We start from the raw sequence: 21,753 nt of genomic DNA on the forward strand, positions 1-21,753 counted from the left end.
CGTGCGATGTGCTTTCCCGGACACCTGTCCGGGAAAGCACAATCCTCGAACGCCTAACCTTTTATCTTCGGATCCAGCGCATCGCGCAGGCCATCACCCAGCAGGTTAAACGCCAGCACCGTCAGAAAAATGGCGATTGCCGGGAACAGCGCCACGTGCGGCGCCATCACCATATCCGCCCGCGCCTCGTTCAGCATGGCCCCCCACTCCGGCGTCGGCGGCTGCGCGCCAAGGCCCAGAAATGACAGGCTGGCGGCAGAGATAATCGACACTCCGATGCGCATCGTAAAGTAGACCACAATCGATGATACTGTTCCGGGCAAAATGTGGTTAAACAGAATGTTAGCGTCGCTGGCGCCAATGCTGCGCGCCGACTCGATAAAAGTCTGCTGCTTAAGCACCAACGTATTGCCGCGCACCAGACGCGCAAATGCCGGGATCGAAAAGATCGCCACCGCGATGATGACGTTCGACATTCCGCTACCCATCACCGCCACGACGGCAATCGCCAGAAGAATGCCAGGGAAAGCAAACAGCACATCGCAGATGCGCATAATGATGCGATCCCACCAGCCTTCGTAATACCCGGCCAGTAGCCCAAGTACGGTGCCGATAGCCGCGCCGATCAATACCGCCAGAACCCCGGCGGCCAGCGAAATCTGCGCGCCGACCAGCACCCGGCTAAAAATATCGCGCCCCAGCGAATCAACGCCGAACCAGTGCATCATCGACGGTCCATCGTTGAGCCGATCGTAGTCAAAATAGTTTTCCGCATCGAACGGCGCGATCCACGGCGCCACGATCGCCACCGCAATCAGCAGCAGCACAAATATCCCCGCGCCCATCGCCACCGGCTGGCCGCGAAACCGCCGCCAGAACTCGTGCCACGGGGTACGTATCTGCCCGGGTTTAACCCCCGGCATCGCGTTGATAACCGCTTGTCTTCTCCAGTTGAGCAATCGCACCTTACTTATACCTGATAGCCGGATTAATGGCGGCATACAGTACGTCCACCACTAAATTAATAAGAATAAACTCCAGCGAAAACAGGAGCACTTCCGCCTGAATCACCGGGTAATCGCGCATCTCCACCGAGTCCACCAGCAGACGTCCGAGACCAGGCCAGTTAAAGACCTTTTCCACCACGATTGAACCGCCGAGCAAAAAGCCGAACTGTAGCCCCATCATAGTGACGACCGGGATCATCGCGTTGCGCAGGCCGTGCTTGAGCACCACCAGCGTTTCGCTGACGCCTTTCGCCCGCGCGGTGCGCATATAGTCTTCATGCAGAACATCGACGAACGAGGCGCGGGTAAAACGCGCCATCACCGCCGCCACCGCCGCGCCCAGGGTGAGCGAAGGCAGAATATAGTGCCGCCAGCTGTCGGCGCCCACCGTTGGCAGCCAGCCCAGTTCAACGGAAAAGATCTGCATCAAAAGCATACCGAGCGCAAAGGCCGGGAACGAGATGCCGGTGACCGCCAGCGCCATGCCTATACGATCCGGCCAGCGATTGCGCCACACGGCCGCCACGATCCCTGCCGCCATCCCGAAGATGACCGCCCAGCCCATACTGGCAATCGTCAGCCAGAAAGTGGGCATAAAACGGCTGGCGATTTCGCTGCTCACCGGGCGGCGGGAAGCCATCGAGGTGCCAAAGTCGCCCTGCAAAATGTTGCTGATATAGTGCCAGAACTGCACGTGCAGCGGGCGATCGAGCCCAAGCTGCTGGCGCACCATTCCCACCACCTGGGCATCGGCTTCCGGTCCGGCAATCAGCCGAGCCGGATCCCCGGGCAGCATATGCACGAACAGAAACACCAGCACCGCTACAATCAGTAGCGTGGGGATCAGCCCCAGCAGGCGTTTAATCACATAATTGAGCATGCTTCTCCTTGCGCAAATTCCCCGCAGCCTGCGCCCGGGGACCCACAACTCTCTACTTAAGATCCGCCTGTTCAAAGCTAAATCCGGTATCCGGCTGGATGTAGAACCCGGTCAGATTTTTACTGTGCGCCGAGACCAGCTTTTCTACGACCAGCGGCACCCACGGCGACTCTTTCCAGATAGTATCCTGCGCGTCTTTATACAGCCGCGTTTTTTCCTGCGCATCGGTGGTTTTCAGCGCGTCATTGAGATCTTTATCGACCTGCGGATTGCTGTAGAAAGCCGTATTAAACAGGGTCGGCGGCCAGTTTTGCGACGCAAACAGCGGCGAAAGCGCCCAGTCGGCTTCCCCGGTCGACGCCGTCCAGCCGGTGTAGAACATGCGTACGCCGCTCTCTTTCTGTCCCTTACCTTCAACTTCCGCCGCGCGCTGGCCCGCATCCATCGCCGTCAGCTGCGCCTTAATGCCCACCTGCGCCAGCTGCTGCTGGGTAAACTGCAGTACTTTCTGCGCCGTGCTGTGGTTGTGCGATGACCATAGCGTCGTGGTAAAGCCATTCGGATAACCCGCCTCTTTCAGCAGCTCACGAGCTTTAGCCGGATCGTACGGCCAGGCACTGTAGCTTTCAGCATAGGCGATAGACGGCGGCACCACGCCGGTCGCCGGTGTGGCGTAGCCGGCAAAAGCGACTTTTACCAGCGCCTGACGGTTGATAGCGTAGTTAATCGCTTCGCGCACTTTGGGATTATCGAACGGCTTCTGCGTCACGTTCATGCTGATATAGCGCTGCATAATTGACGGGCTGGCCACCAGCTCTAGCTTGCTGTTTTTCTCCAGCAGCGGCGCTTGCTCGTAGGGGATCGGGAATGCAAACTGCGCTTCGCCGGTCTGCAGCATCGCCGCGCGGGTATTATTATCCACGACCGGGCGCCAGGTGATGGAGTCCAGCTTCGGCAGCCCTGGCTGCCAGTAACCGGCGAATTTTTTCACTTTCACAAAATCGGTCTGGTTCCAGGTATCGAGCTGATAAGGCCCGGTGCCAACCGGATGGAAGCCAATCTCTTTACCATATTTCTTCAGCGCCGCCGGAGAAATCATCGCCGTCGCCGGATGGGCCAGAATATTAATGAACGCCGAGAAAGGCTGTTTGAGGGTAATTTTCACCGTGGTCGGGTCTACCGCTTCGGTGCTGGCGATATTTTTATACAGGTTATAACGCTTGAGATGGTTTTCCGGGTTGCTGGCGCGATCGAGGTTCGCCTTAACCGCTTCGGCATTAAACTCGGTACCGTCCTGGAACTTCACCCCCGGATGTAGCTTAATGGTATACACCAGGCCGTCCGGGGAAACGGTATAGCTTTCCGCCAGCACGTTCTGTAGCTTCATCTCTTTATCGAGGCCGAACAGCCCTTGATAGAAGGACTTGGCGACGGCCTGCGACAGCGTGTCGTTAGCATCATACGGGTCGAGGGTCGTAAAATTAGAACCGACCGCCACCACCACATCTTTTGCGGCCAGAGCCGGAGCGGCTGTCAGCGCCGAGGCGACGCCCAGCGCCAACAGCCATTTGCCTGATACGCGTTGAGTCATGTTGTTCTCCTGAAATGCTGCATTATTGGTGTCGTTGTTAGCGCGCCAGCACGTCGGCGGCGGACTCTCTGGCGACAAAGTGCCCCGGCCCCACCTGCTGTAACGGTGTACTGATCCCCTCTTCGCCCCGCTTGAAGATGTTACCCGGCAGCTCGTCGGAGAGCAGCACGCGCTGCGGACGGCGATGCGCAGGGTCAGCCACCGGAACGGCGGCCATCAGTTTACGGGTATAGGGGTGCTGCGGGTTTTCAAACACGGCGCGGCGCGGGCCAATCTCGACAATGCGCCCGCGATACATCACCGCCACGCGGTGGCTGATGCGCTCAACCACCGCCATGTCATGGGAGATAAACAGAAATGCGATGCCCATCTCACGCTGTAGATCGAGCATCAGATTGATAATTTGCGCGCGAATCGACACGTCCAGCGCCGATACCGACTCATCGGCAATCACCACTTTCGGATTGAGCGCCAGCGCGCGGGCAATACAGATGCGCTGCCGCTGGCCGCCGGAAAACTCGTGCGGGTAGCGCCACGCATGTTCCGGCTCCAGCCCGACGCGTTCCAGTAGCCAGCTGACCCGTTCACGGGCGGCATCGCCCTCCAGCAGCCGATGCACCCGCAGCGGCTCCATAATCGAATAGCCCACCGTTTGCCGTGGGTCAAGGGAAGCGTACGGGTCCTGAAAAATAAACTGAATATCGCGGCGCAGCGCCTGAAGCTTACTGCCCGTTAGCATATCAATTCGCTGGCCGTTGAAGATAATGCTGCCACCCTGGGTCTCTACCAGCCGCAGCAGCGCCCGGCCGGTCGTCGATTTACCGCACCCGGACTCGCCCACCAGGCTCAGGGTTTCGCCGGGCCATAAATCAAAGCTGACCTTTTCGACCGCATGCACCTCACGGGTTACGCGGTTGAGAATTCCGCTACGCAGCGGGAAGCGCGCCACCAGATCGCGAACTTTAAGGATCGGTTCTCCGGCCACAACGGTGTTCTGCCCCTCCGACGACGGGCTCTGGTTTAACAGCGGGAAGCGACGCGGCAGCGAAGTGCCGCGCATCGCGCCCAGCCGCGGCACCGCGGCCAGCAGCGCCTGGGTATACGGGTGCTTCGGCGCGCGAAAAATCTCTTCCACGCTGCCGGTTTCCACCGCTTCGCCGCGATACATCACCAGCACGCGGTCGGCGATATCGGCGACCACCCCCATATCGTGGGTAATAAAGATAACGCCCATCGCCATCTCTTTTTGCAGGACGGCAATCAGCTGTAAGATCTGCGCCTGGATAGTGACGTCCAGCGCGGTCGTCGGTTCATCGGCAATCAGCACCGCCGGACGACAGGAGAGCGCCATGGCGATCATCACCCGCTGACGCATCCCGCCGGAAAGCTGGTGCGGATAGCGTGAGAGCATCGCTTCCGCTTCCGGAATGCGCACCTGATCGAGCATTTTTTTCGCTTCGCGCAGGGCCTCATCATGCTTCAGGCCCTGATGTAAGCGGATAGATTCGGCAATCTGCTCGCCGATGGTGAAGACCGGATTGAGCGAGGTCATCGGCTCCTGGAAGATCATCGCCATATCCGCGCCGCGCACGCCGCGCATTTCAGCGTCAGACTGTTCGCTCAGCTCAATCACCTGCCGACTGCGACGGCGCAGAAGTAGCGCATCGCTGCGCACTTCGCTGACCGCCCGATCGAGCAGGCGCATCAGGGCCAGCGAAGTCACCGATTTTCCCGAGCCCGACTCGCCGACAATCGCCAGCGTTTCGCCGCGCCGCAGGGTAAACGACAGGTCGCGGACGGCGGAAAAAGCCTGCTGTTGCTGATTAAACACGACGTTCAGGCCGCCCACCTGCAGAACATCATCGGCATCGATTTCTTGACTATGCGGCAACGCCCTTTCCTCTTATTCGCGATAAATACCAATCGTGGGCGTATCGCCCGCATAACACCAGGCACGGTACATGCCTTCGCTGTTAAACGGCAGCGCCACGTTGCCTTCTCTGTCGATGGCGATCAGGCCGCCGCTACCGCCCAGCGCCGGAAGCTTCTCCATCACTACCCTTTCGCAGGCCTCCTGCAGGCTGAGCTGGCTATACTCCATCAGCGCCGAAATATCGTAGGCCGCCAGGGTCCGCATAAACACTTCCCCGGTACCGGTACAGGACACGGCGACGCTGGCGTTATTGGCGTAGCAGCCCGCTCCCGGCAGCGGGCTGTCGCCGACGCGTCCCGATAGCTTATTGGTCATCCCGCCGGTTGAGGTCGCCGCCGCGAGGTTGCCCGTCAGATCCATGGCTACCGCGCCGACGGTCCCCATCTTGTGCCGCTCATCCAGCGGCGCGGCGTGGTGATCGAGCACGATATCGTCGCCTTCCTGCGCCTGACGCAGCTGCAGTAAACGCTCAGGAGTAGAAAACAAGCTGTTATCGACGCGCGCCATACCGCGGGAAGCGGCAAACGCTTCCGCCCCTTCGCCAATCAGTAGCACGTGCGGACTTTGCTCCAGCACCAGCCGCGCCGCCAGCACCGGATTGCGTAAATGCTGAACGCCGGCCACGGCTCCCGCCTGTAGGCTGTAACCATCCATGACGCAGGCATCGAGTTCATGGCGACTATCGCGGGTAAACACGGAGCCAATACCGGCATTAAATAGCGGGCACTCTTCCAGCAGCCGAACTGCTTCGGTTACCGTATCCAGCGCGCTGGCCCCGGCCGCCAGCATTTTTTGTCCACTATCGACAATCGCCGACAGCGCTGCCACGTACTCCCGCTCGCGCTCCGGCGTCATCTGCGCGCGGCTAATCGCCCCGGCTCCGCCGTGAATTGCTATAACCGCCTTACCCATCGCGCCATTCCTTAACGATAAAGTGTATAAATATCATTATCGTGCTGACTGTCCTATACAATTTTTGAATATAGAAAGAGCGGAGGGTGATGTAAAGCTTGTACCCAGGTGGGTTATAGCCCGTCTCTCTTTTCTGCCATATACCCGTCATACTTCAAGTTGCATGTGCGTTGGCTTCGTTACTCGGCTCATCCATGAGCCTCGCCCTGACGGGCCGCCGTTACACGGCGTTCAAATCTGTTCCGTACAGATTTGTCGCTCACCCCAGTCACTTACTGAAGTAAGCTCCCGGGGATGTAATGAGGGACATCCTTGTCCCTCACCAGAGGCAGCCTTCAGCTGTTCAAATTCGTTCCCGACGAATTTGTCCCTACGTCGCCGCCTGCCTGCAACGCGAATTATTTAAGGTATAATAGGCGTTTTCGATGTTTGCCCGCAGGAGAAACCCATGGATTTTACCGCCGGACTGATGCCGCTCGACACAGCCCTGACCCAGATGCTCAATCGTATTACGCCGCTGAATGCGACGGAAACCGTACCGCTGTTGCAGGCCTTTTCGCGCGTGACCGCTCATGATCTCGTTTCACCGCTCAACGTGCCTGGTTTTGATAACTCGGCAATGGACGGCTATGCGGTACGCCTGGCGGATCTCACCGACGGCGCAGCGCTGCCGGTCACCGGCAAGGCCTTCGCCGGTCAACCTTTTAACGGTGACTGGCCGGCGGGCACCTGTATCCGCATTATGACCGGCGCACCGGTGCCGGAAGGCTGCGACGCGGTGGTGATGCAGGAGCAGACGGAACAAACCGATGGGGGCATCCGCTTCCTCGCGCCGGTGAAAAGCGGACAGAATATCCGTCGTCTCGGCGAAGATATCGCCCACGGTGCGGTCGTTTTCCCTGCTGGCACCCGCCTGACCGTTGCCGAGCTGCCGGTTCTGGCCTCGCTGGGGATTGCCGACGTCGAGGTGATACGCAAAGTGCGCGTGGCGGTTTTCTCTACTGGCGATGAACTCCAGCTGCCGGGCCAGCCCCTCGCCGACGGGCAAATTTACGATACTAATCGCCTGGCGGTACACCTGATGCTGCAGGAGCTGGGCTGCGAGGTCATTAACCTCGGCATTATTCCCGACGATCCAGCTAAGCTGCGGGAAGTCTTTATCGAGGCCGATCGACAGGCAGACGTGGTGATTAGCTCCGGCGGCGTCTCCGTCGGCGAAGCAGACTACACCAAAGCGATTCTCGAAGAACTGGGTGAAATCGGCTTCTGGAAGCTGGCGATTAAACCGGGTAAACCTTTCGCTTTCGGCAAGCTCAACCACAGCTGGTTTTGCGGTCTGCCGGGTAACCCGGTTTCCGCAACGCTAACCTTTTACCAGCTGGTCCAGCCGCTGCTGGCGAAGCTCTCCGGCAACGGTGGGCAGGTTCAGCCGATGCGTCTGCGCGTGCGCGCCGCAACCCATCTGAAAAAATCGCCCGGACGACTCGATTTTCAACGCGGCGTGCTGCAGCGCGGTCCGGACGGCGAACTGACGGTTAACAGCACCGGTCACCAGGGATCGCATATCTTCAGCTCATTCAGCCTCGGCAACTGTTTTATCGTGCTGGAGCGCGAGCGCGGCAACGTGGAAGCGGGCGAATGGGTGGACGTTGAGCCCTTTAATCATCTGTTCGGAGGGCTGTAATGAGCGTGGAGCTGAGCGATGCGGAGATACTGCGCTATAACCGGCAGATTATTCTGCGCGATTTCGATTTTGACGGTCAGGAGCAGCTGAAAGCCTCCCGCGTGCTGGTTGTCGGCCTCGGCGGGCTGGGCTGCGCCGCCGCGCAGTATCTGGCGGCGGCAGGCGTCGGCCTGCTTACCCTGCTCGATTTCGACACCGTTTCGCTCTCCAACCTTCAGCGCCAGACTCTGCACAGTGACGCCACCATCGGCCAGCCGAAGGTCGACTCCGCCCGCACCGCACTGGCGCGGATTAATCCCCACGTTCAGCTCACGGCGCTCAACGCGCGGCTGGAAGACGAGGCGCTGGCGGCGCAAATCGCCGCCCACGATCTGGTGCTCGACTGTACCGACAACGTCGCGATCCGTAACCAGCTCAACGCCGGATGTTTTCGTCATAAAACACCGCTGGTCTCCGGCGCGGCAATTCGCATGGAAGGGCAAATCAGCGTTTTTACCTGGCAGGAAGATGAACCCTGCTACCGCTGCCTGAGCCGTCTGTTTGGCGAAAACGCCCTCACCTGCGTAGAAGCCGGGGTGATGGCGCCGCTGGTCGGCACCATTGGTTCGCTACAGGCGATGGAAGCGATAAAGTTGCTGACCCGCTACGGCAGCCCGGCGACGGGAAAAATCGTCATGTACGACGCCATGCGCTGCCAGTTCCGCGAAATGAAATTGATGCGTAACCCTCAGTGTGAGGTGTGTGGCACGCCTTAGCCCTTTTCCGGCGACTGCCGTCGCCGGATGATTTGTGACCCGCAGTGGCTTTTTAGCCTCCATTTTCCTCCCTCCTTCTGCTTGTTGATTTATATCAATACAACTTTCATTCGAAAGTAATTTAATCTTCATATGCAAACAAGAGGGTGAATCATGATCTTCAACATTCAGCGTTACTCAACCCATGACGGCCCGGGGATCCGCACTGTCGTATTCCTCAAAGGCTGTTCGCTGGGCTGCCGCTGGTGCCAGAACCCGGAAAGCCGCGCCCGCACGGCGGATTTGCTGTATGACGCCCGCCTTTGCCTGGACGGCTGCGACCTCTGCCAGCAGGCTGCGCCGGAAGTGATTACCCGTAAGCTGGACGGTCTGATTATCCATCGCGAAAAGCTCACCGATGCGCATATCGGCAAATTGCGCGACTGCTGCCCGACGACGGCGTTAACGGTGTGCGGCGAAGAGAAAAGCGTCGAAGAGATTATGGCCACGGTGCTGCGCGACAAACCGTTTTACGACCGCAGCGGCGGCGGCATCACGCTTTCCGGCGGCGAGCCGTTTATGAATCCCGAGCTGGCCCGACAGCTGTTTGAGGCCAGCCACCGCGCGGGGATCCACACCGCGGTCGAAACCTGCCTGCACGTGCCGTGGAAATACGTCGAACCCGCTTTGCCGTTTATCGATCTGTTTCTCGCCGATCTCAAGCACGTCAACGAAGCGATTTTCCAGCAGTGGACGGACGGCAGCGCCCGTCGGGTACTGGATAATCTGCAGCGCGTCGCGCAGGCCGGAAAGAAAATCATCATTCGCGTACCGCTGATCCAGGGCTTTAACGCCAACGAAAGCGATATCGCCGCCATTACCGATTTTGCCGCTGACCGTTTAAAGGTTGGCGAGATCCACTTTCTGCCTTACCACACGTTAGGCATGAATAAATACCAATTACTCAGTCAGCCCTATACCGCTCCGGATAAACCGCTTGCTGCACCCGAGCTGCTCGCCTTCGCGCAGCACTATGCTCAGAGCAAAGGTTTAACGGCGACTCTACGAGGATAACCTTATGACAACGTTGAAACTGGATACTCTGAGCCCGCGCATACAGGCGCATAAAATGGCGCTGGTGCATATCGTCAAGCCGCCGGTCTGTACCGAACGCGCCCTGCACTATACCCAAGCCTATCAGCAGCATCTGGATAAGCCGATCCCGGTACGCCGCGCGCTGGCGCTGGCCCACCACCTGGCGGAACGCACAATCTGGATCAAGCACGATGAACTGATCGTCGGCAACCAGGCCAGCGAAGTTCGCGCGGCGCCAATCTTCCCGGAATACACCGTTAGCTGGATCGAAAAAGAGATCGACGACCTCGCCGATCGCCCCGGCGCCGGTTTTGCCGTTAGCGAAGAAAACAAACGCGTGCTGCACGAAGTGTGTCCGTGGTGGCGCGGTCAAACGGTACAGGACCGCTGCTACGGCATGTTCACCGATGAGCAAAAAGCGCTGCTGGCCACCGGCATTATCAAAGCGGAAGGCAATATGACCTCCGGCGATGCTCACCTTGCAGTCAACTATCCGCTGCTGCTGGAAAAAGGCCTCGACGGCATGCGCGCGAAAGTCGCCGAGCGCCGTTCGCGCATTAACCTGACCGTACTGGAAGATCTGCACGGCGAGCAGTTCCTGAAAGCCATTGATATCGTGCTGGAAGCGGTGAGCGAACACTGTAAGCGCTATGCCGGGCTGGCGCGCAGCATGGCCGCGACGGAGAGCCGTGAATCCCGCCGCGACGAGCTGCTGGCGATTGCCGAAAACTGCGACATCATCGCCCATGAGCCGCCGAAAACTTTCTGGCAGGCGCTGCAGCTGTGCTATTTCATCCAGCTGATTCTGCAGATCGAGTCCAACGGTCACTCGGTCTCTTTCGGCCGTATGGACCAGTATCTCTACCCTTACTACCGCCGCGACGTTGAGCTGGCACACTCTCTGGATCGCGAACACGCCATTGAGCTACTGCACTGCTGCTGGCTTAAACTGCTGGAGGTGAACAAAATTCGCTCCGGCTCGCACTCTAAGGCTTCCGCCGGGAGCCCGTTGTATCAGAACGTCACCATCGGCGGCCAGAATCTGGTGGACGGTAAAGCGCAGGATGCGGTAAACCCGCTCTCCTACGCCATCCTGGAATCCTGCGGTCGGCTGCGTTCGACTCAGCCTAACCTCAGCGTGCGCTATCACGCGGGCATGAGCAACGACTTCCTCGACGCCTGCGTGCAGGTGATCCGCTGCGGCTTCGGCATGCCGGCGTTCAACAACGATGAAATCGTCATCCCGGAATTTATCAAGCTGGGGATCGAGCCGCAGGATGCCTACGACTATGCCGCTATCGGCTGCATTGAAACCGCCGTCGGCGGTAAATGGGGCTATCGCTGCACCGGGATGAGCTTTATCAACTTCGCCCGCGTCATGCTGGCAACCCTGGAAGGCGGCCGCGACGCCACCAGCGGCCAGGTTTTCCTGCCGCAGGAACATGCGCTGTCAAAAGGCAACTTCGACAACTTTGAACAGGTCCTGGCCGACTGGGATACGCAGATCCGCTACTACACGCGCAATTCTATCGAGATTGAGTACGTGGTCGATACCATGCTGGAAGAGAACGTGCACGATATCCTCTGCTCGGCGCTGGTCGATGACTGCATTGAGCGTGCGAAGAGCATCAAGCAGGGCGGCGCGAAATATGACTGGGTATCCGGTCTGCAGGTCGGTATCGCTAACCTCGGCAACAGCCTGGCGGCGGTGAAGAAACTGGTGTTCGACCAGGGCGTCATTGGTCAACAAGAGCTGGCCAAAGCGCTGGCTGAAGACTTCGAAGGCCTGACCCACGAGCAGCTGCGCCAGCGCTTAATCAACGGCGCGCCGAAATACGGTAACGATGAAGATAGCGTCGATATTCTGCTGGCTCGCGCCTACCAGACCTATATTGATGAGCTGAAGCTGTATCATAACCCGCGCTATGGCCGCGGCCCGATCGGCGGTAACTACTACGCCGGCACCTCGTCCATCTCCGCCAACGTGCCGTTTGGCGCTCAAACGATGGCGACGCCGGATGGCCGTAAAGCGCACTCGCCGCTGGCGGAAGGGGCAAGTCCGGCTTCCGGTACCGACCACTTGGGGCCGACCGCGGTGATCAGCTCGGTAGGTAAACTGCCAACCGGCTCAATTCTTGGCGGCGTACTGCTTAACCAGAAGCTGAACCCGGCTACGCTGGAGAATGAGTCGGATAAGCAGAAACTGATGGTGCTGCTGCGCACCTTCTTCGAGGTGCACAAAGGCTGGCATATTCAGTACAACATCGTGTCGCGCGAAACGCTGCTGGAAGCGAAGAAACATCCTGACCAGTATCGTGATTTAGTGGTCCGCGTGGCCGGATACTCGGCGTTCTTTACCGCCCTGTCGCCGGATGCTCAGGACGATATTATCGCCCGTACCGAGCATACGCTGTAAGCCACATCCCCCGGCTTGCGCTGCGCTTAGCCGGGCTACAGGTTCGAAGCCGTTTGCGGGCCGGTAGTCCGGGTAAGGCGTTTACGCCGCAATCCGGGGTTTTATGTTGCACAAGGGTGAACACAAACTTTCATTCGAAATAAATTTGTGCTCCCCATCACATTGTAATTAGAATGTTACTGGTCGAAGTTAAGCCAGGAGCATGTGTTATGACCGTTAAAGTTATCGTCACCGATATGGACGGAACTTTTCTCAATGACGCCAAGCAGTACGATCGCTCGCGTTTTCTTGCGCAGTTCGCGCAACTCCAGCAGCAGGGTATTGAGTTTGTGGTCGCCAGCGGCAACCAGTACTATCAGCTGATCTCTTTTTTCCCGGAAATCCGCGACCAAATCTCCTTTGTTGCCGAGAACGGCGCGCTGGTTTTCGAACACGGTCAACAGCTGTTCCACGGTGAACTTACCCGCCATGAATCCCAGGTGGTGATTGGCGAACTGCTCAAAGACCCGCAGCTCAACTTTGTCGCCTGCGGCCTCGAGAGCGCTTACGTCAGCGATCGCGCGCCCGACGCCTTTGTCGCGCTGATGTCAAAGCACTACCATCGTCTGCAGCGTATTGGCAGCTACCATGACATCGACGATAAGCTGTTTAAGTTTTCCCTTAACCTGCCGGATAGCGAAATTCCGCAGCTTATCGACAAACTGCACGTCTCGCTGGACGGCATTATGAAGCCGGTCACCAGCGGTTTTGGCTTCGTCGATTTGATCATCCCCGGCCTGCATAAAGCCAACGGTATCAGCCGCTTGCTTAAGCGCTGGAACATTTCGCCGCAGGCGTGCGTAGCCATCGGCGACAGCGCGAACGACACGGAAATGCTGAAGCTGGTGAGATACTCTTTCGCGATGGCCAATGCCGCCGAAAGCATTAAGGCGGTATCGCGTTATGCTACCGATGACAACAACCACGACGGCGCGCTGAAGGTGATTCAGGCCGTCCTCGACCACGCCACCCCGTTCGACAAGTAACGCCTCTCCGGGGCTTACCGCCCCGATTTTCCATTTTGTGCATCTCCGCATAATTTTAAACTTGCATTAACTTAATTTTAACTTAAATTATCGTATGTAAGATTTAATACTTTCGAATGAAAGATGAGAGGTCATTATGGCTATTACCTGTACCTGTGAAACTTTACCTGCCGACCCAAAAGCGGCCATCCGCCAGATCAAGCAAGAGCTGCGGGCGCAAATTGGCGACGTGCAGGCGGTGTTCGATCGTCTGACGGCGCGAATCGCTGCGCGTGTGGAAGAGATTGATGCCCTTAAAACCAGCGGACAGGACGTCTGGCCGACGATCCCGTTCGCCGATATTGCCCGGGATCGGGTCACGCAAGCCCAGCGCGAGCTCATCAAGCGTCGCGGCTGCGTGGTGATCAAGGGCCATTTTCCCCGCGAACAGGCGCTGGGATGGGATAACTCGATGCTCGCGTATCTGGACCGCAACCATTTCGATGAGGTCTACAAAGGCCCCGGCGATACTTTTTTCGGTTCACTGGAAGCGTCGCGCCCGGAAATCTATCCGATTTACTGGTCCCAGGCGCAGATGCAGGCGCGCCAGAGCGATGAAATGGCCGCCGCGCAGTCATTTCTTAACCGCTTGTGGACGTTTAACCACGACGGCAAGCAGTGGTTTAACCCGGATATCAGCGTTATTTACCCGGACCGTATTCGCCGCCGCCCGCCGGGAACCACCTCGAAAGGTCTGGGCGCGCATACCGATTCCGGCGCCCTGGAACGTTGGCTGCTACCGGCCTATCAGAAAGTGTTTGCCGACGTGTTTAACGGCAATGTTGATGCTTACGACCCGTGGGACGCGGCGCACCGTACTGACGTCGAAGAGTACACGGTCGACAATACCACCAAATGCTCGGTATTCCGTACCTTCCAGGGCTGGACCGCGCTCTCCGATATGATCCCCGATCAGGGCCTGCTGCACGTCGTGCCGATCCCGGAAGCTATGGCTTACGTACTGCTGCGTCCGCTGCTCGACGATGTGCCGGAGGATGAACTGTGCGGCGTCGCGCCGGGCAAGGTATTGCCGATTTCGGAAAAATGGCACCCGCTGCTGATCAAAGCCTTAAGTTCTATTCCGGCGCTCAATGCGGGCGATTCGGTATGGTGGCACTGCGACGTCATCCACTCAGTCGCGCCGGTGGAAAATCAGCAAGGCTGGGGCAACGTCATGTATATTCCCGCCGCGCCGATGTGTGAGAAAAACCTCGCCTACGCGCAGAAGGTTAAAGCCGCGCTGGCGCGCGGCGCTTCGCCGGGAGATTTCCCGCGTGAAGATTATGAAACCGACTGGGAAGGCCGCTTCACGCTGGAGGATTTAAATGTCCACGGCAAGCGGGCGCTGGGGATGGCGGATTAATCGTCGTATAACCCCTTAGGCTCAACGGCGGTGCGGCGGTTACCGGCACGTATCCGCCGCACCGAATCACGTACCGCCAGCGTACCATGCAATAATAGTGAGCCGTGCGGCGCATCGGGACGAATCAGCCTCTGCTGCAACAAATGTACTGCTTCAACGCCTAATTCATCGCGCGGGACGTGGACAGCGGTTAACGGCACATCCTGAATCGCCGCCAGGTTAAAGCCGTCGATACTCATGATAGAAATATCCTGCGGCACGCGTAATCCGCGCTTCTGCAGAGCAGCGATCGTCCCTGCCGCCATAAAATCACCGCCTACCAGAAACGCCGTTGGCAGCGGGCCATCACAGCGCTGATCCAGCCACTCGCCCACTTTTGTCTCAGTATCCCGGGCGCTGAAATTGGCGACGTCGATTAAATCCATGCTATCGACAAAGCGCAGATTCCGCGCACGCCACGCCTGCTTAATCCCCAGTAAACGCAGTTCCATGGTATAGCGGCGCAGACACATCACGTTCATGATCGCCTGGTGCCCCATCTCAAACAGATAGCGGGCGGCGAATTGACCGATCAGTCGATGATCCGGCGCGACGGAAGGGAGGCGCATTCCGGCGTCGTGGCAGTTAATCATCACGCAGGGTTTAGCCAGGTCCGCCGCCAGATCGTGAATATGCGGATCGTCGATTCCCAGTAAAATGGCGGCCTGGGTCGATGTTTCATGCATACGCTGCAAAAACAAATTGGCATCGCTGTCATTCTCCTCCAGCGCGCAATAGCGCAGATGCACCTCATGGGGCACCAACGCCGAATTGATGCTCTGAATAACGCGATAGTAGTAAATATCTGTACGCTCATCGAACGCCCGCTGAGGGGCAAAGACCACCAGATTATTGAGCAGCATTCTCCCGGCGGCGATACCGTCCATGACGCCAAGCTCGCGAGCGCACTCCAGAACCCTCTGGCGGGCCCTGGCGCTGGTATTCGCTTTCCCTGCCAGCACTCGCGATACCGTACTGACAGAGAGCCCCGTGCGGCCCGCTATTTCGCTCACTTTTAGCTTTTTATCCATTTTGTGATCGCGCTCTAATTTGCTGATGAAAAAATTTTCATATTCAGAATATGAATATTTTTAAGGGAATTGCCCGCTTCTTACTGCGATCGCGATCGGCTCATGAAAAAATTTGCAGAATTGCCGCTAGGGTCCACCTCTTTTCTCCCTTAGCCTGAATTGGTCCACCACAAATCAAATAAGTCAACCAATCGTGGCGGAACAGCAGCATTATCGAACAACGAAACAGAAAATTTTAGCGACCACTCAGGAATCAGGCTGGTCAATTTTCCCTACTACATGTCTCGTGGAGAGTTCTATGAGCCAAGGTCTCAATAATGATATGGCGGTGAGTAAATCAGGCCGCATAGTAAAAAATCTGCGCTGGTGGATACTGGTGCTGTTTTTGCTGGGCGTGACCGTGAACTACATTACGCGCAACTCGCTGGGGATTATCGCCCCGGAATTAAAAACCTCGTTGGGGATTACCACCGAACAGTATTCATGGATAGTCGGCGCATTTCAGCTGGCCTATACCATTTTCCAGCCGCTCTGCGGCTGGCTCATCGACGTAATCGGCCTCAAGCTCGGCTTTATGATTTGCGCCACTCTGTGGGCCGTCGCCTGCATTGCCCATGCCGGTGCGGGAAGCTGGCTGCACCTGGCGATCCTGCGCTTTTTTATGGGCGGCGCTGAGGCTGCGGCGACGCCAGCCAACGCCAAAACGCTGGGTGAGTGGTTTCCAAAATCCGAGCGGCCGATAGCGGCTGGCTGGGCTGGCGTCGGTTTCTCGGTCGGCGCCATGCTGGCGCCGCCGATTATCTACTTTGCGCACGCCTCGTTCGGCTGGCAGGGCGCCTTCATGTTCACCGGCGCGCTGGCGCTCTTGTGGGTCGTGCTGTGGTGGGCGTTTTATCATAATCCGGAGAAGCACCCTAACCTCGGGAAAGCTGAGCTGGCGCTGATCCAGCAGGATAATGAAGCACCGCCGGTCAAACTGCCCTTCTTTACCGCGCTGAAAACCGTATCAAAAAACAAGCGCTTCTACGGTATCGCCATTCCGGCCTTTATGGCGGAACCCGCCTGGGCGGTGCTGAGCTTCTGGGTACCGCTCTATCTGGCAAAAGAGCACGGAATGGATTTAAAGCAAATCGCTATGTTCGCCTGGCTACCGTTTCTGGCGGCCGACCTCGGCAGCGTCGCCAGCGGCTATCTGACCAAACTGTATACCCGCTGGTTCGGCTGTTCACGGGTGAACTCGGTGGTCGCCAGCTCCGTGACCGGCGCCTTCCTGATGATTTCGCTCGCCACCGTGGCGATCACCCGCGATCCCTATATCACCATCGTACTGATTTCAATAGGCGGCTTCGGTCACCAGATTATCTCCTGCATGCTCAGCGCGCTGGTGGTGGAGTCGTTCGATAAAGGACAGATGGCGACCGTGAACGGCATGCGCGGATCCGCCGCGTGGATCGCCAGCTTTCTGTTCTCACTGTTAATTGGGGTCACCGCCGACAAAATCGGCTTCAACCCGCTGTTTATCGCCATGGGGTTCTTTGACCTGATTGGCGCGGTATTCCTGGTGGCATTTATTGCTGAACGTCGCGCAAAACGCGCCTGAGAGTGGATGTAAAAAATGAAGACTTTGAAAAACTGGACTTTACGCCAACGGCTGGAGCACCACGTTGAGCTGACCGTCGACGGCCAACACACCCTGTGTCTGTACGTTCTGGAAGAGAATATATTCCGCGTGCTGCTGAAACGGCACGGTCAGCTGGCGGTGGATCGCACCTGGAGTATCGCTCCCGGACAGGATGTACCGTGGGAAGGCCGTCCGCGCGAAGAGCTAAGCGGCTTTAGCCTCCCCGCCTGGCAGCTCACGGAACAGGAAGGCACCCTCTGTATCGCCACCGAACAGCTGCGCGTTATCGTCCACCAGCCGCTGTGGCTGGAATGGAGCTATCGCGATGAAGCCGGCGAGTGGCAGCCGCTGGCGAACGACCGCCCGACCAGCGCCTATCTGGCGAATGCGCACGGCGACGGCGTTGCTCACTACCTGAGCCGACGTAAAGATGAGCGCTTCTACGGTCTGGGTGAGAAGGCGGGCGATCTGCAGCGTACCGGCAAACGCTATGAGATGCGTAACCTCGACGCGATGGGGTATAACGCGGTGAGCACCGACCCGCTGTATAAACATATTCCATTTACCATCGCGCAGCGTAGCGATGTCAGCTACGGCCTGTTTTACGACAACCTGAGCAGCTGCTGGCTGGATCTCGGTAACGAAATCGATAATTACCATACCGCCTATCGCCGCTGGCAGGCGGAAGCTGGCGACATCGATTACTATCTGTTCACCGGCAAGCGCGTACTGGATATCACTAAAGCCTTCGTTCGCCTGACCGGTAAAACGCTGTTTGGGCCAAAATGGAGCCTCGGCTATAGCGGTTCGACGATGCATTACACCGACGCGCCGGATGCGCAAAACCAGCTGATGAACTTTATCCGTCTGTGCGATGAACACGCCATTCCGTGCGATTCGTTTCAGCTCTCATCCGGCTATACCTCGATTAATGGCAAACGCTACGTCTTTAACTGGAACTACGATAAAGTGCCGCAGCCGAAGGTGATGAGCCAGGCCTTCCACGATGCCGGGCTGAAGCTCGCCGCCAATATTAAGCCCTGCCTGCTGCAGGACCATCCGCGCTATAACGAAGTGGCGGAACGCGGGCTATTTATTCGTGATTCACAGGCCGATGCCCCCGAGCGCTCCAGCTTCTGGGACGACGAAGGGTCGCACCTCGACTTTACCAACCCGCAGACCGTCGCCTGGTGGCAGGAAGGCGTGACAACCCAGCTGCTGGAGATGGGTATCGACTCCACGTGGAACGATAATAACGAGTATGAAGTGTGGGACGGCGAAGCCCGCTGTTATGGGTTTGGCCAGGAGATTGCCATTAAACATATTCGCCCGGTCATGCCGCTGCTGATGATGCGCGCGTCGCTGGAGGCTCAGCAGCGCTTTGCGCCGCACAAACGTCCGTATCTTATCTCTCGTTCCGGCTGCGCCGGGATGCAGCGCTATGTTCAGACCTGGAGCGGTGATAACCGTACTAACTGGGACACGCTGCGCTACAACACCCGGATGGGGCTGGGAATGAGCCTCTCCGGACTGTTCAACGTCGGCCACGATGTTGGCGGCTTCTCTGGCGATAAACCGGACCCGGAACTGTTCGTTCGCTGGGTGCAAAACGGCGTTATGCATCCGCGCTTTACCATTCACTCATGGAATGACGACCAGACGGTTAATGAAGCGTGGATGTATCCGGAAATCACGCCGGCCATCCGTGCGGCCATTGAGCTGCGCTATCGTCTGCTGCCGTACCTCTATACCCTGCTCTGGCAGGCTCACGCCGACGATGAACCGATGCTGCGCCCGACCTTCCTCGATCACGAGCACGATCCGCAGACGTTTGCCGAATGCGACGACTTCCTGTTGGGTCGCGATCTGCTGGTCGCCAGCGTCGTCGAGCCCGGTGAGCGTCAGCGCCGCGTCTGGCTGCCGGCTAATCAGGACGGCTGGTACGACTTTGATAGCCACCAGTGGTTCGCCGGCGGGCAGTGGATAGTCCTTGATGCGCCGCTGGAAAAGCTGCCGCTGCTGGTTCGTGCCGGAGCAGGCCTGCCGCTCAGCGAACGCATCCGTCACGTTGATGCGCAAAAAGACGATCGTCGTGAGCTGAAACTGTTCCCGCTGAAAGGCGTGGGAACCCGCCGCGGCCTGCTGTTTGAGGATGATGGCGAAAGCTGGGGTTACCAGAATGGCCATGCGCTGTGGGTAGAGTGGGAAATGGTTTGCGATAGCGCCAGCATCAATCTGAAGGTCAACGCGCGCGGCGATTATCGACCGGCGTGGAAAGCGTTGAAGGTGTCGTTACCGGCAGGGGAAACCCGCAGGCTGCTGGTGAATGGCGAAGAAAAGAGCGAGTGGCGGGTGTAGTGCGGATAAGGCGCTGCATCGCCTCCGGGGAATTCAGCCGCTCTGTTCTCTACAAGGGGTATTCTGCACGCTGCTCCCGGGGGCGGCGCTTAACGCGCCTTGCCCGGGCTACAGGTTCATCGCCGTCTGCAGTGTGGTAGCCCGGACAGATGCGCAGCATCGCCTCCGGGAATTCAGCTGCTCTGTTCTCTACAAGGGGTATTCTGCACGCTGCTCCCGGGGGCGGCGCTCAACGTGCCTTGCCCGGGCTACAGGTTCATCGCCGTCTGTGGGAGATACCCGGACAAGGCGCGCCAGCGCCGCAATCCGGGACAAACAACAGGAAAATTATTCGATACCTTTGCTGCGCAGATAATCTTCGTAGTTACCGGTGAAGTCCACAACGCGCTCCGGCGTAATTTCAATCACTCGGGTCGCCAGCGAGCTTACAAACTCACGGTCGTGGGAAACGAAAATCAGCGTGCCCTGATACATCTCCAGCGCCATGTTCAGCGATTCGATCGATTCCATATCCAGGTGGTTGGTGGGTTCATCCATCACCAGAATATTCGGTTTTTGCATCATCAGCTTACCGAAAAGCATACGGCCTTTTTCGCCCCCGGAGAGTACTTTCGCCGGCTTCTTGATATCGTCCTGGCTGAACAGCAGTCGACCAAGGATGCTGCGCACCGCCTGCTCATCGTCGCTTTCCTGTTTCCACTGGCTCATCCACTCAAATACCGTCAGATCGTTTTCAAATTCATATTCATGATCCTGCGCGTAGTAGCCAATCTGCGCATTCTCAGACCATTTAACGGTACCGTTGTCCGGCGCCAGATCGCCGACCAGGGTTTTCAGCATCGTGGATTTACCCACGCCGTTGGCGCCCAGAATGGCAACCTTCTCTCCCACTTCCAGCAGCAGGTTGAAGTTTTTAAACAGCGGGCCGTTATCAAAACCTTTAGCCAGCGCTTCCACTTCCAGGGCGTTACGGAACAGCTTCTTATCCTGCTCAAAGCGAATGAACGGGTTCTGGCGGCTGGACGCTTTCACTTCGTCCAGCTTGATTTTGTCAATCTGACGGGCGCGCGAGGTCGCCTGGCGAGATTTAGAGGCGTTAGCGCTAAAACGGCTGACGAAAGATTGCAGGTCGGCGATCTGCGCTTTTTTCTTGGCGTTGTCAGCCAGCAGACGTTCGCGCGCCTGGGTCGCCGCGGTCATGTATTCATCGTAGTTGCCAGGATAAACGCGCAGTTCGCCGTAATCCAGATCCGCCATGTGGGTACAGACCATATTCAGGAAGTGACGGTCGTGCGAAATGATGATCATGGTGCTATCGCGGTCGTTGAGCGTCTGCTCCAGCCAGCGGATGGTGTCGATGTCCAGGTTGTTCGTCGGTTCGTCGAGCAGCAGAATGTCCGGATTAGAGAACAGCGCCTGCGCCAGCAGCACGCGCAGCTTCCAGCCGGGAGCGACTTCGCTCATCGGACCGTAATGCTGTTCAACCGGGATCCCCACGCCGAGCAGCAGCTCGCCGGCGCGCGCCTCAGCGGAATAGCCGTCCATCTCGCCATACAGCACTTCAAGGTCAGCCACTTTGTAGCCGTCCTCTTCGCTCATCTCCGCCAAGGAGTAGATGCGATCGCGCTCCTGCTTCACTTCCCACAGCTCGCCGTGGCCCATAATCACCGTATCCAGCACGCTGAACTCTTCAAACGCAAACTGATCCTGGCGCAGCTTACCGATACGCTCGTTCGGATCGAGGGAGACGTTGCCCAGCGTCGGCTCAAGATCGCCGCCGAGGATCTTCATAAAGGTCGATTTGCCGCTACCGTTGGCGCCAATCAGGCCGTAACGGTTGCCGCCGCCAAATTTGACGGAAATGTTTTCGAACAGCGGCTTACTGCCGAACTGCATGGTGACGTTGCTGGATACTAGCACGGGGTTATCCTGAAAATAGAGAATGAGAAGTGTGATGAACCAGACATTATGCCAGCAAATGCTTCACTTTTCACGGGCCGTTATAAAATCATCACTGCCGCCTGT

General features: G+C 57.9%; 15 protein-coding genes. 8 read left to right on the forward strand and 7 right to left on the reverse strand.

Annotated features, from left to right (window positions below; genetic code table 11):
- Window positions 1-53: 53 nt before the first annotated feature.
- The 5 genes from gsiD to iaaA are packed head-to-tail and all read right to left on the reverse strand — an operon-like array spanning window position 54 to window position 6,323.
- On the reverse strand, window positions 54-965 hold the full coding sequence (gene gsiD / locus KO1_RS12385) for a glutathione ABC transporter permease GsiD (RefSeq protein WP_017146287.1): 912 nt from the start codon (window positions 963-965) through the stop codon (window positions 54-56).
- A 1-nt stretch (window position 966) separates the two neighbouring features.
- The gene (gene gsiC / locus KO1_RS12390; protein WP_004100533.1) at window positions 967-1,887 is read right to left on the reverse strand and encodes a glutathione ABC transporter permease GsiC; all 921 of its coding nucleotides are present in this window, start codon (window positions 1,885-1,887) and stop codon (window positions 967-969) included.
- A 52-nt stretch (window positions 1,888-1,939) separates the two neighbouring features.
- A complete protein-coding gene (gene gsiB, locus KO1_RS12395; protein ID WP_004100531.1) occupies window positions 1,940-3,478 on the reverse strand; it encodes a glutathione ABC transporter substrate-binding protein GsiB in 1,539 nt (512 codons plus the stop codon).
- A gap of 37 nt (window positions 3,479-3,515) precedes the next feature.
- Window positions 3,516-5,369: a glutathione ABC transporter ATP-binding protein GsiA gene (gene gsiA, locus KO1_RS12400; RefSeq protein WP_032727980.1), complete on the reverse strand. Its 1,854-nt coding sequence runs from the start codon at window positions 5,367-5,369 to the stop codon at window positions 3,516-3,518.
- Window positions 5,370-5,381: 12 nt separating this feature from the next.
- Entirely contained in the window at window positions 5,382-6,323 is a 942-nt protein-coding gene (gene iaaA / locus KO1_RS12405) for a beta-aspartyl-peptidase (protein WP_047720104.1), read from the reverse strand.
- Window positions 6,324-6,771: 448 nt separating this feature from the next.
- Between iaaA and moeA the strand changes: the two genes are divergently transcribed.
- From moeA to KO1_RS12435, 6 genes are all read left to right on the forward strand, one after another.
- The gene (gene moeA / locus KO1_RS12410) at window positions 6,772-8,007 is read left to right on the forward strand and encodes a molybdopterin molybdotransferase MoeA (RefSeq protein WP_032727978.1); all 1,236 of its coding nucleotides are present in this window, start codon (window positions 6,772-6,774) and stop codon (window positions 8,005-8,007) included.
- Window positions 8,007-8,762 (forward strand): molybdopterin-synthase adenylyltransferase MoeB, encoded by a 756-nt coding sequence (gene moeB, locus KO1_RS12415; protein WP_064406937.1) that lies wholly within the window; start codon window positions 8,007-8,009, stop codon window positions 8,760-8,762. The genes moeA and moeB overlap by 1 nt, the downstream gene beginning before the upstream one ends.
- Before the next feature lie 153 nt (window positions 8,763-8,915).
- On the forward strand, window positions 8,916-9,815 hold the full coding sequence (locus tag KO1_RS12420; protein WP_004100522.1) for a glycyl-radical enzyme activating protein: 900 nt from the start codon (window positions 8,916-8,918) through the stop codon (window positions 9,813-9,815).
- Window positions 9,816-9,819: 4 nt separating this feature from the next.
- Window positions 9,820-12,252 carry a formate C-acetyltransferase/glycerol dehydratase family glycyl radical enzyme gene (locus KO1_RS12425; protein WP_064406938.1) on the forward strand — a complete coding sequence of 811 codons (2,433 nt, stop codon included), beginning with the start codon at window positions 9,820-9,822 and terminating at the stop codon, window positions 12,250-12,252.
- A 209-nt stretch (window positions 12,253-12,461) separates the two neighbouring features.
- Window positions 12,462-13,277 (forward strand): Cof-type HAD-IIB family hydrolase, encoded by an 816-nt coding sequence (locus KO1_RS12430; RefSeq protein WP_004100518.1) that lies wholly within the window; start codon window positions 12,462-12,464, stop codon window positions 13,275-13,277.
- Between the two features lie 136 nt (window positions 13,278-13,413).
- Window positions 13,414-14,679 (forward strand): DUF1479 domain-containing protein, encoded by a 1,266-nt coding sequence (locus tag KO1_RS12435; RefSeq protein ID WP_004100516.1) that lies wholly within the window; start codon window positions 13,414-13,416, stop codon window positions 14,677-14,679.
- On the opposite strand, the gene KO1_RS12440 is transcribed toward KO1_RS12435, so the two are convergent.
- Window positions 14,676-15,749: a LacI family DNA-binding transcriptional regulator gene (locus KO1_RS12440; RefSeq protein WP_047720111.1), complete on the reverse strand. Its 1,074-nt coding sequence runs from the start codon at window positions 15,747-15,749 to the stop codon at window positions 14,676-14,678. The genes KO1_RS12435 and KO1_RS12440 overlap by 4 nt on opposite strands.
- Before the next feature lie 298 nt (window positions 15,750-16,047).
- Here KO1_RS12440 and KO1_RS12445 point away from each other — a divergent pair, with 298 nt between their 5' ends.
- Window positions 16,048-17,349, forward strand: a complete 1,302-nt coding sequence (locus KO1_RS12445) for an MFS transporter (protein WP_004100512.1) — start codon at window positions 16,048-16,050, stop codon at window positions 17,347-17,349.
- A gap of 15 nt (window positions 17,350-17,364) precedes the next feature.
- A complete protein-coding gene (locus KO1_RS12450) occupies window positions 17,365-19,728 on the forward strand; it encodes a glycoside hydrolase family 31 protein (RefSeq protein ID WP_047720113.1) in 2,364 nt (787 codons plus the stop codon).
- Window positions 19,729-20,055: 327 nt separating this feature from the next.
- Here the strand turns inward: KO1_RS12450 and KO1_RS12455 are convergent, their stop codons facing one another.
- Entirely contained in the window at window positions 20,056-21,648 is a 1,593-nt protein-coding gene (locus tag KO1_RS12455) for an ABC-F family ATPase (protein WP_016808105.1), read from the reverse strand.
- Window positions 21,649-21,753 lie beyond the last annotated feature (105 nt).

The organism is Klebsiella oxytoca NBRC 105695, from assembly GCF_001598695.1.
Lineage (GTDB): Bacteria > Pseudomonadota > Gammaproteobacteria > Enterobacterales > Enterobacteriaceae > Klebsiella > Klebsiella oxytoca.

Coding starts and splice junctions, on each gene's coding strand:
- gsiC (WP_004100533.1), bottom strand. CDS start 1,887: ATGCTCAATTATGTGATTAAACGCCTGCTGGGGCTGATCCCCACGCTA.
- gsiB (WP_004100531.1), bottom strand. CDS start 3,478: ATGACTCAACGCGTATCAGGCAAATGGCTGTTGGCGCTGGGCGTCGCC.
- iaaA (WP_047720104.1), bottom strand. CDS start 6,323: ATGGGTAAGGCGGTTATAGCAATTCACGGCGGAGCCGGGGCGATTAGC.
- moeA (WP_032727978.1), top strand. CDS start 6,772: ATGGATTTTACCGCCGGACTGATGCCGCTCGACACAGCCCTGACCCAG.
- moeB (WP_064406937.1), top strand. CDS start 8,007: ATGAGCGTGGAGCTGAGCGATGCGGAGATACTGCGCTATAACCGGCAG.
- KO1_RS12420 (WP_004100522.1), top strand. CDS start 8,916: ATGATCTTCAACATTCAGCGTTACTCAACCCATGACGGCCCGGGGATC.
- KO1_RS12425 (WP_064406938.1), top strand. CDS start 9,820: ATGACAACGTTGAAACTGGATACTCTGAGCCCGCGCATACAGGCGCAT.
- KO1_RS12430 (WP_004100518.1), top strand. CDS start 12,462: ATGACCGTTAAAGTTATCGTCACCGATATGGACGGAACTTTTCTCAAT.
- KO1_RS12435 (WP_004100516.1), top strand. CDS start 13,414: ATGGCTATTACCTGTACCTGTGAAACTTTACCTGCCGACCCAAAAGCG.
- KO1_RS12440 (WP_047720111.1), bottom strand. CDS start 15,749: ATGGATAAAAAGCTAAAAGTGAGCGAAATAGCGGGCCGCACGGGGCTC.
- KO1_RS12445 (WP_004100512.1), top strand. CDS start 16,048: ATGAGCCAAGGTCTCAATAATGATATGGCGGTGAGTAAATCAGGCCGC.
- KO1_RS12450 (WP_047720113.1), top strand. CDS start 17,365: ATGAAGACTTTGAAAAACTGGACTTTACGCCAACGGCTGGAGCACCAC.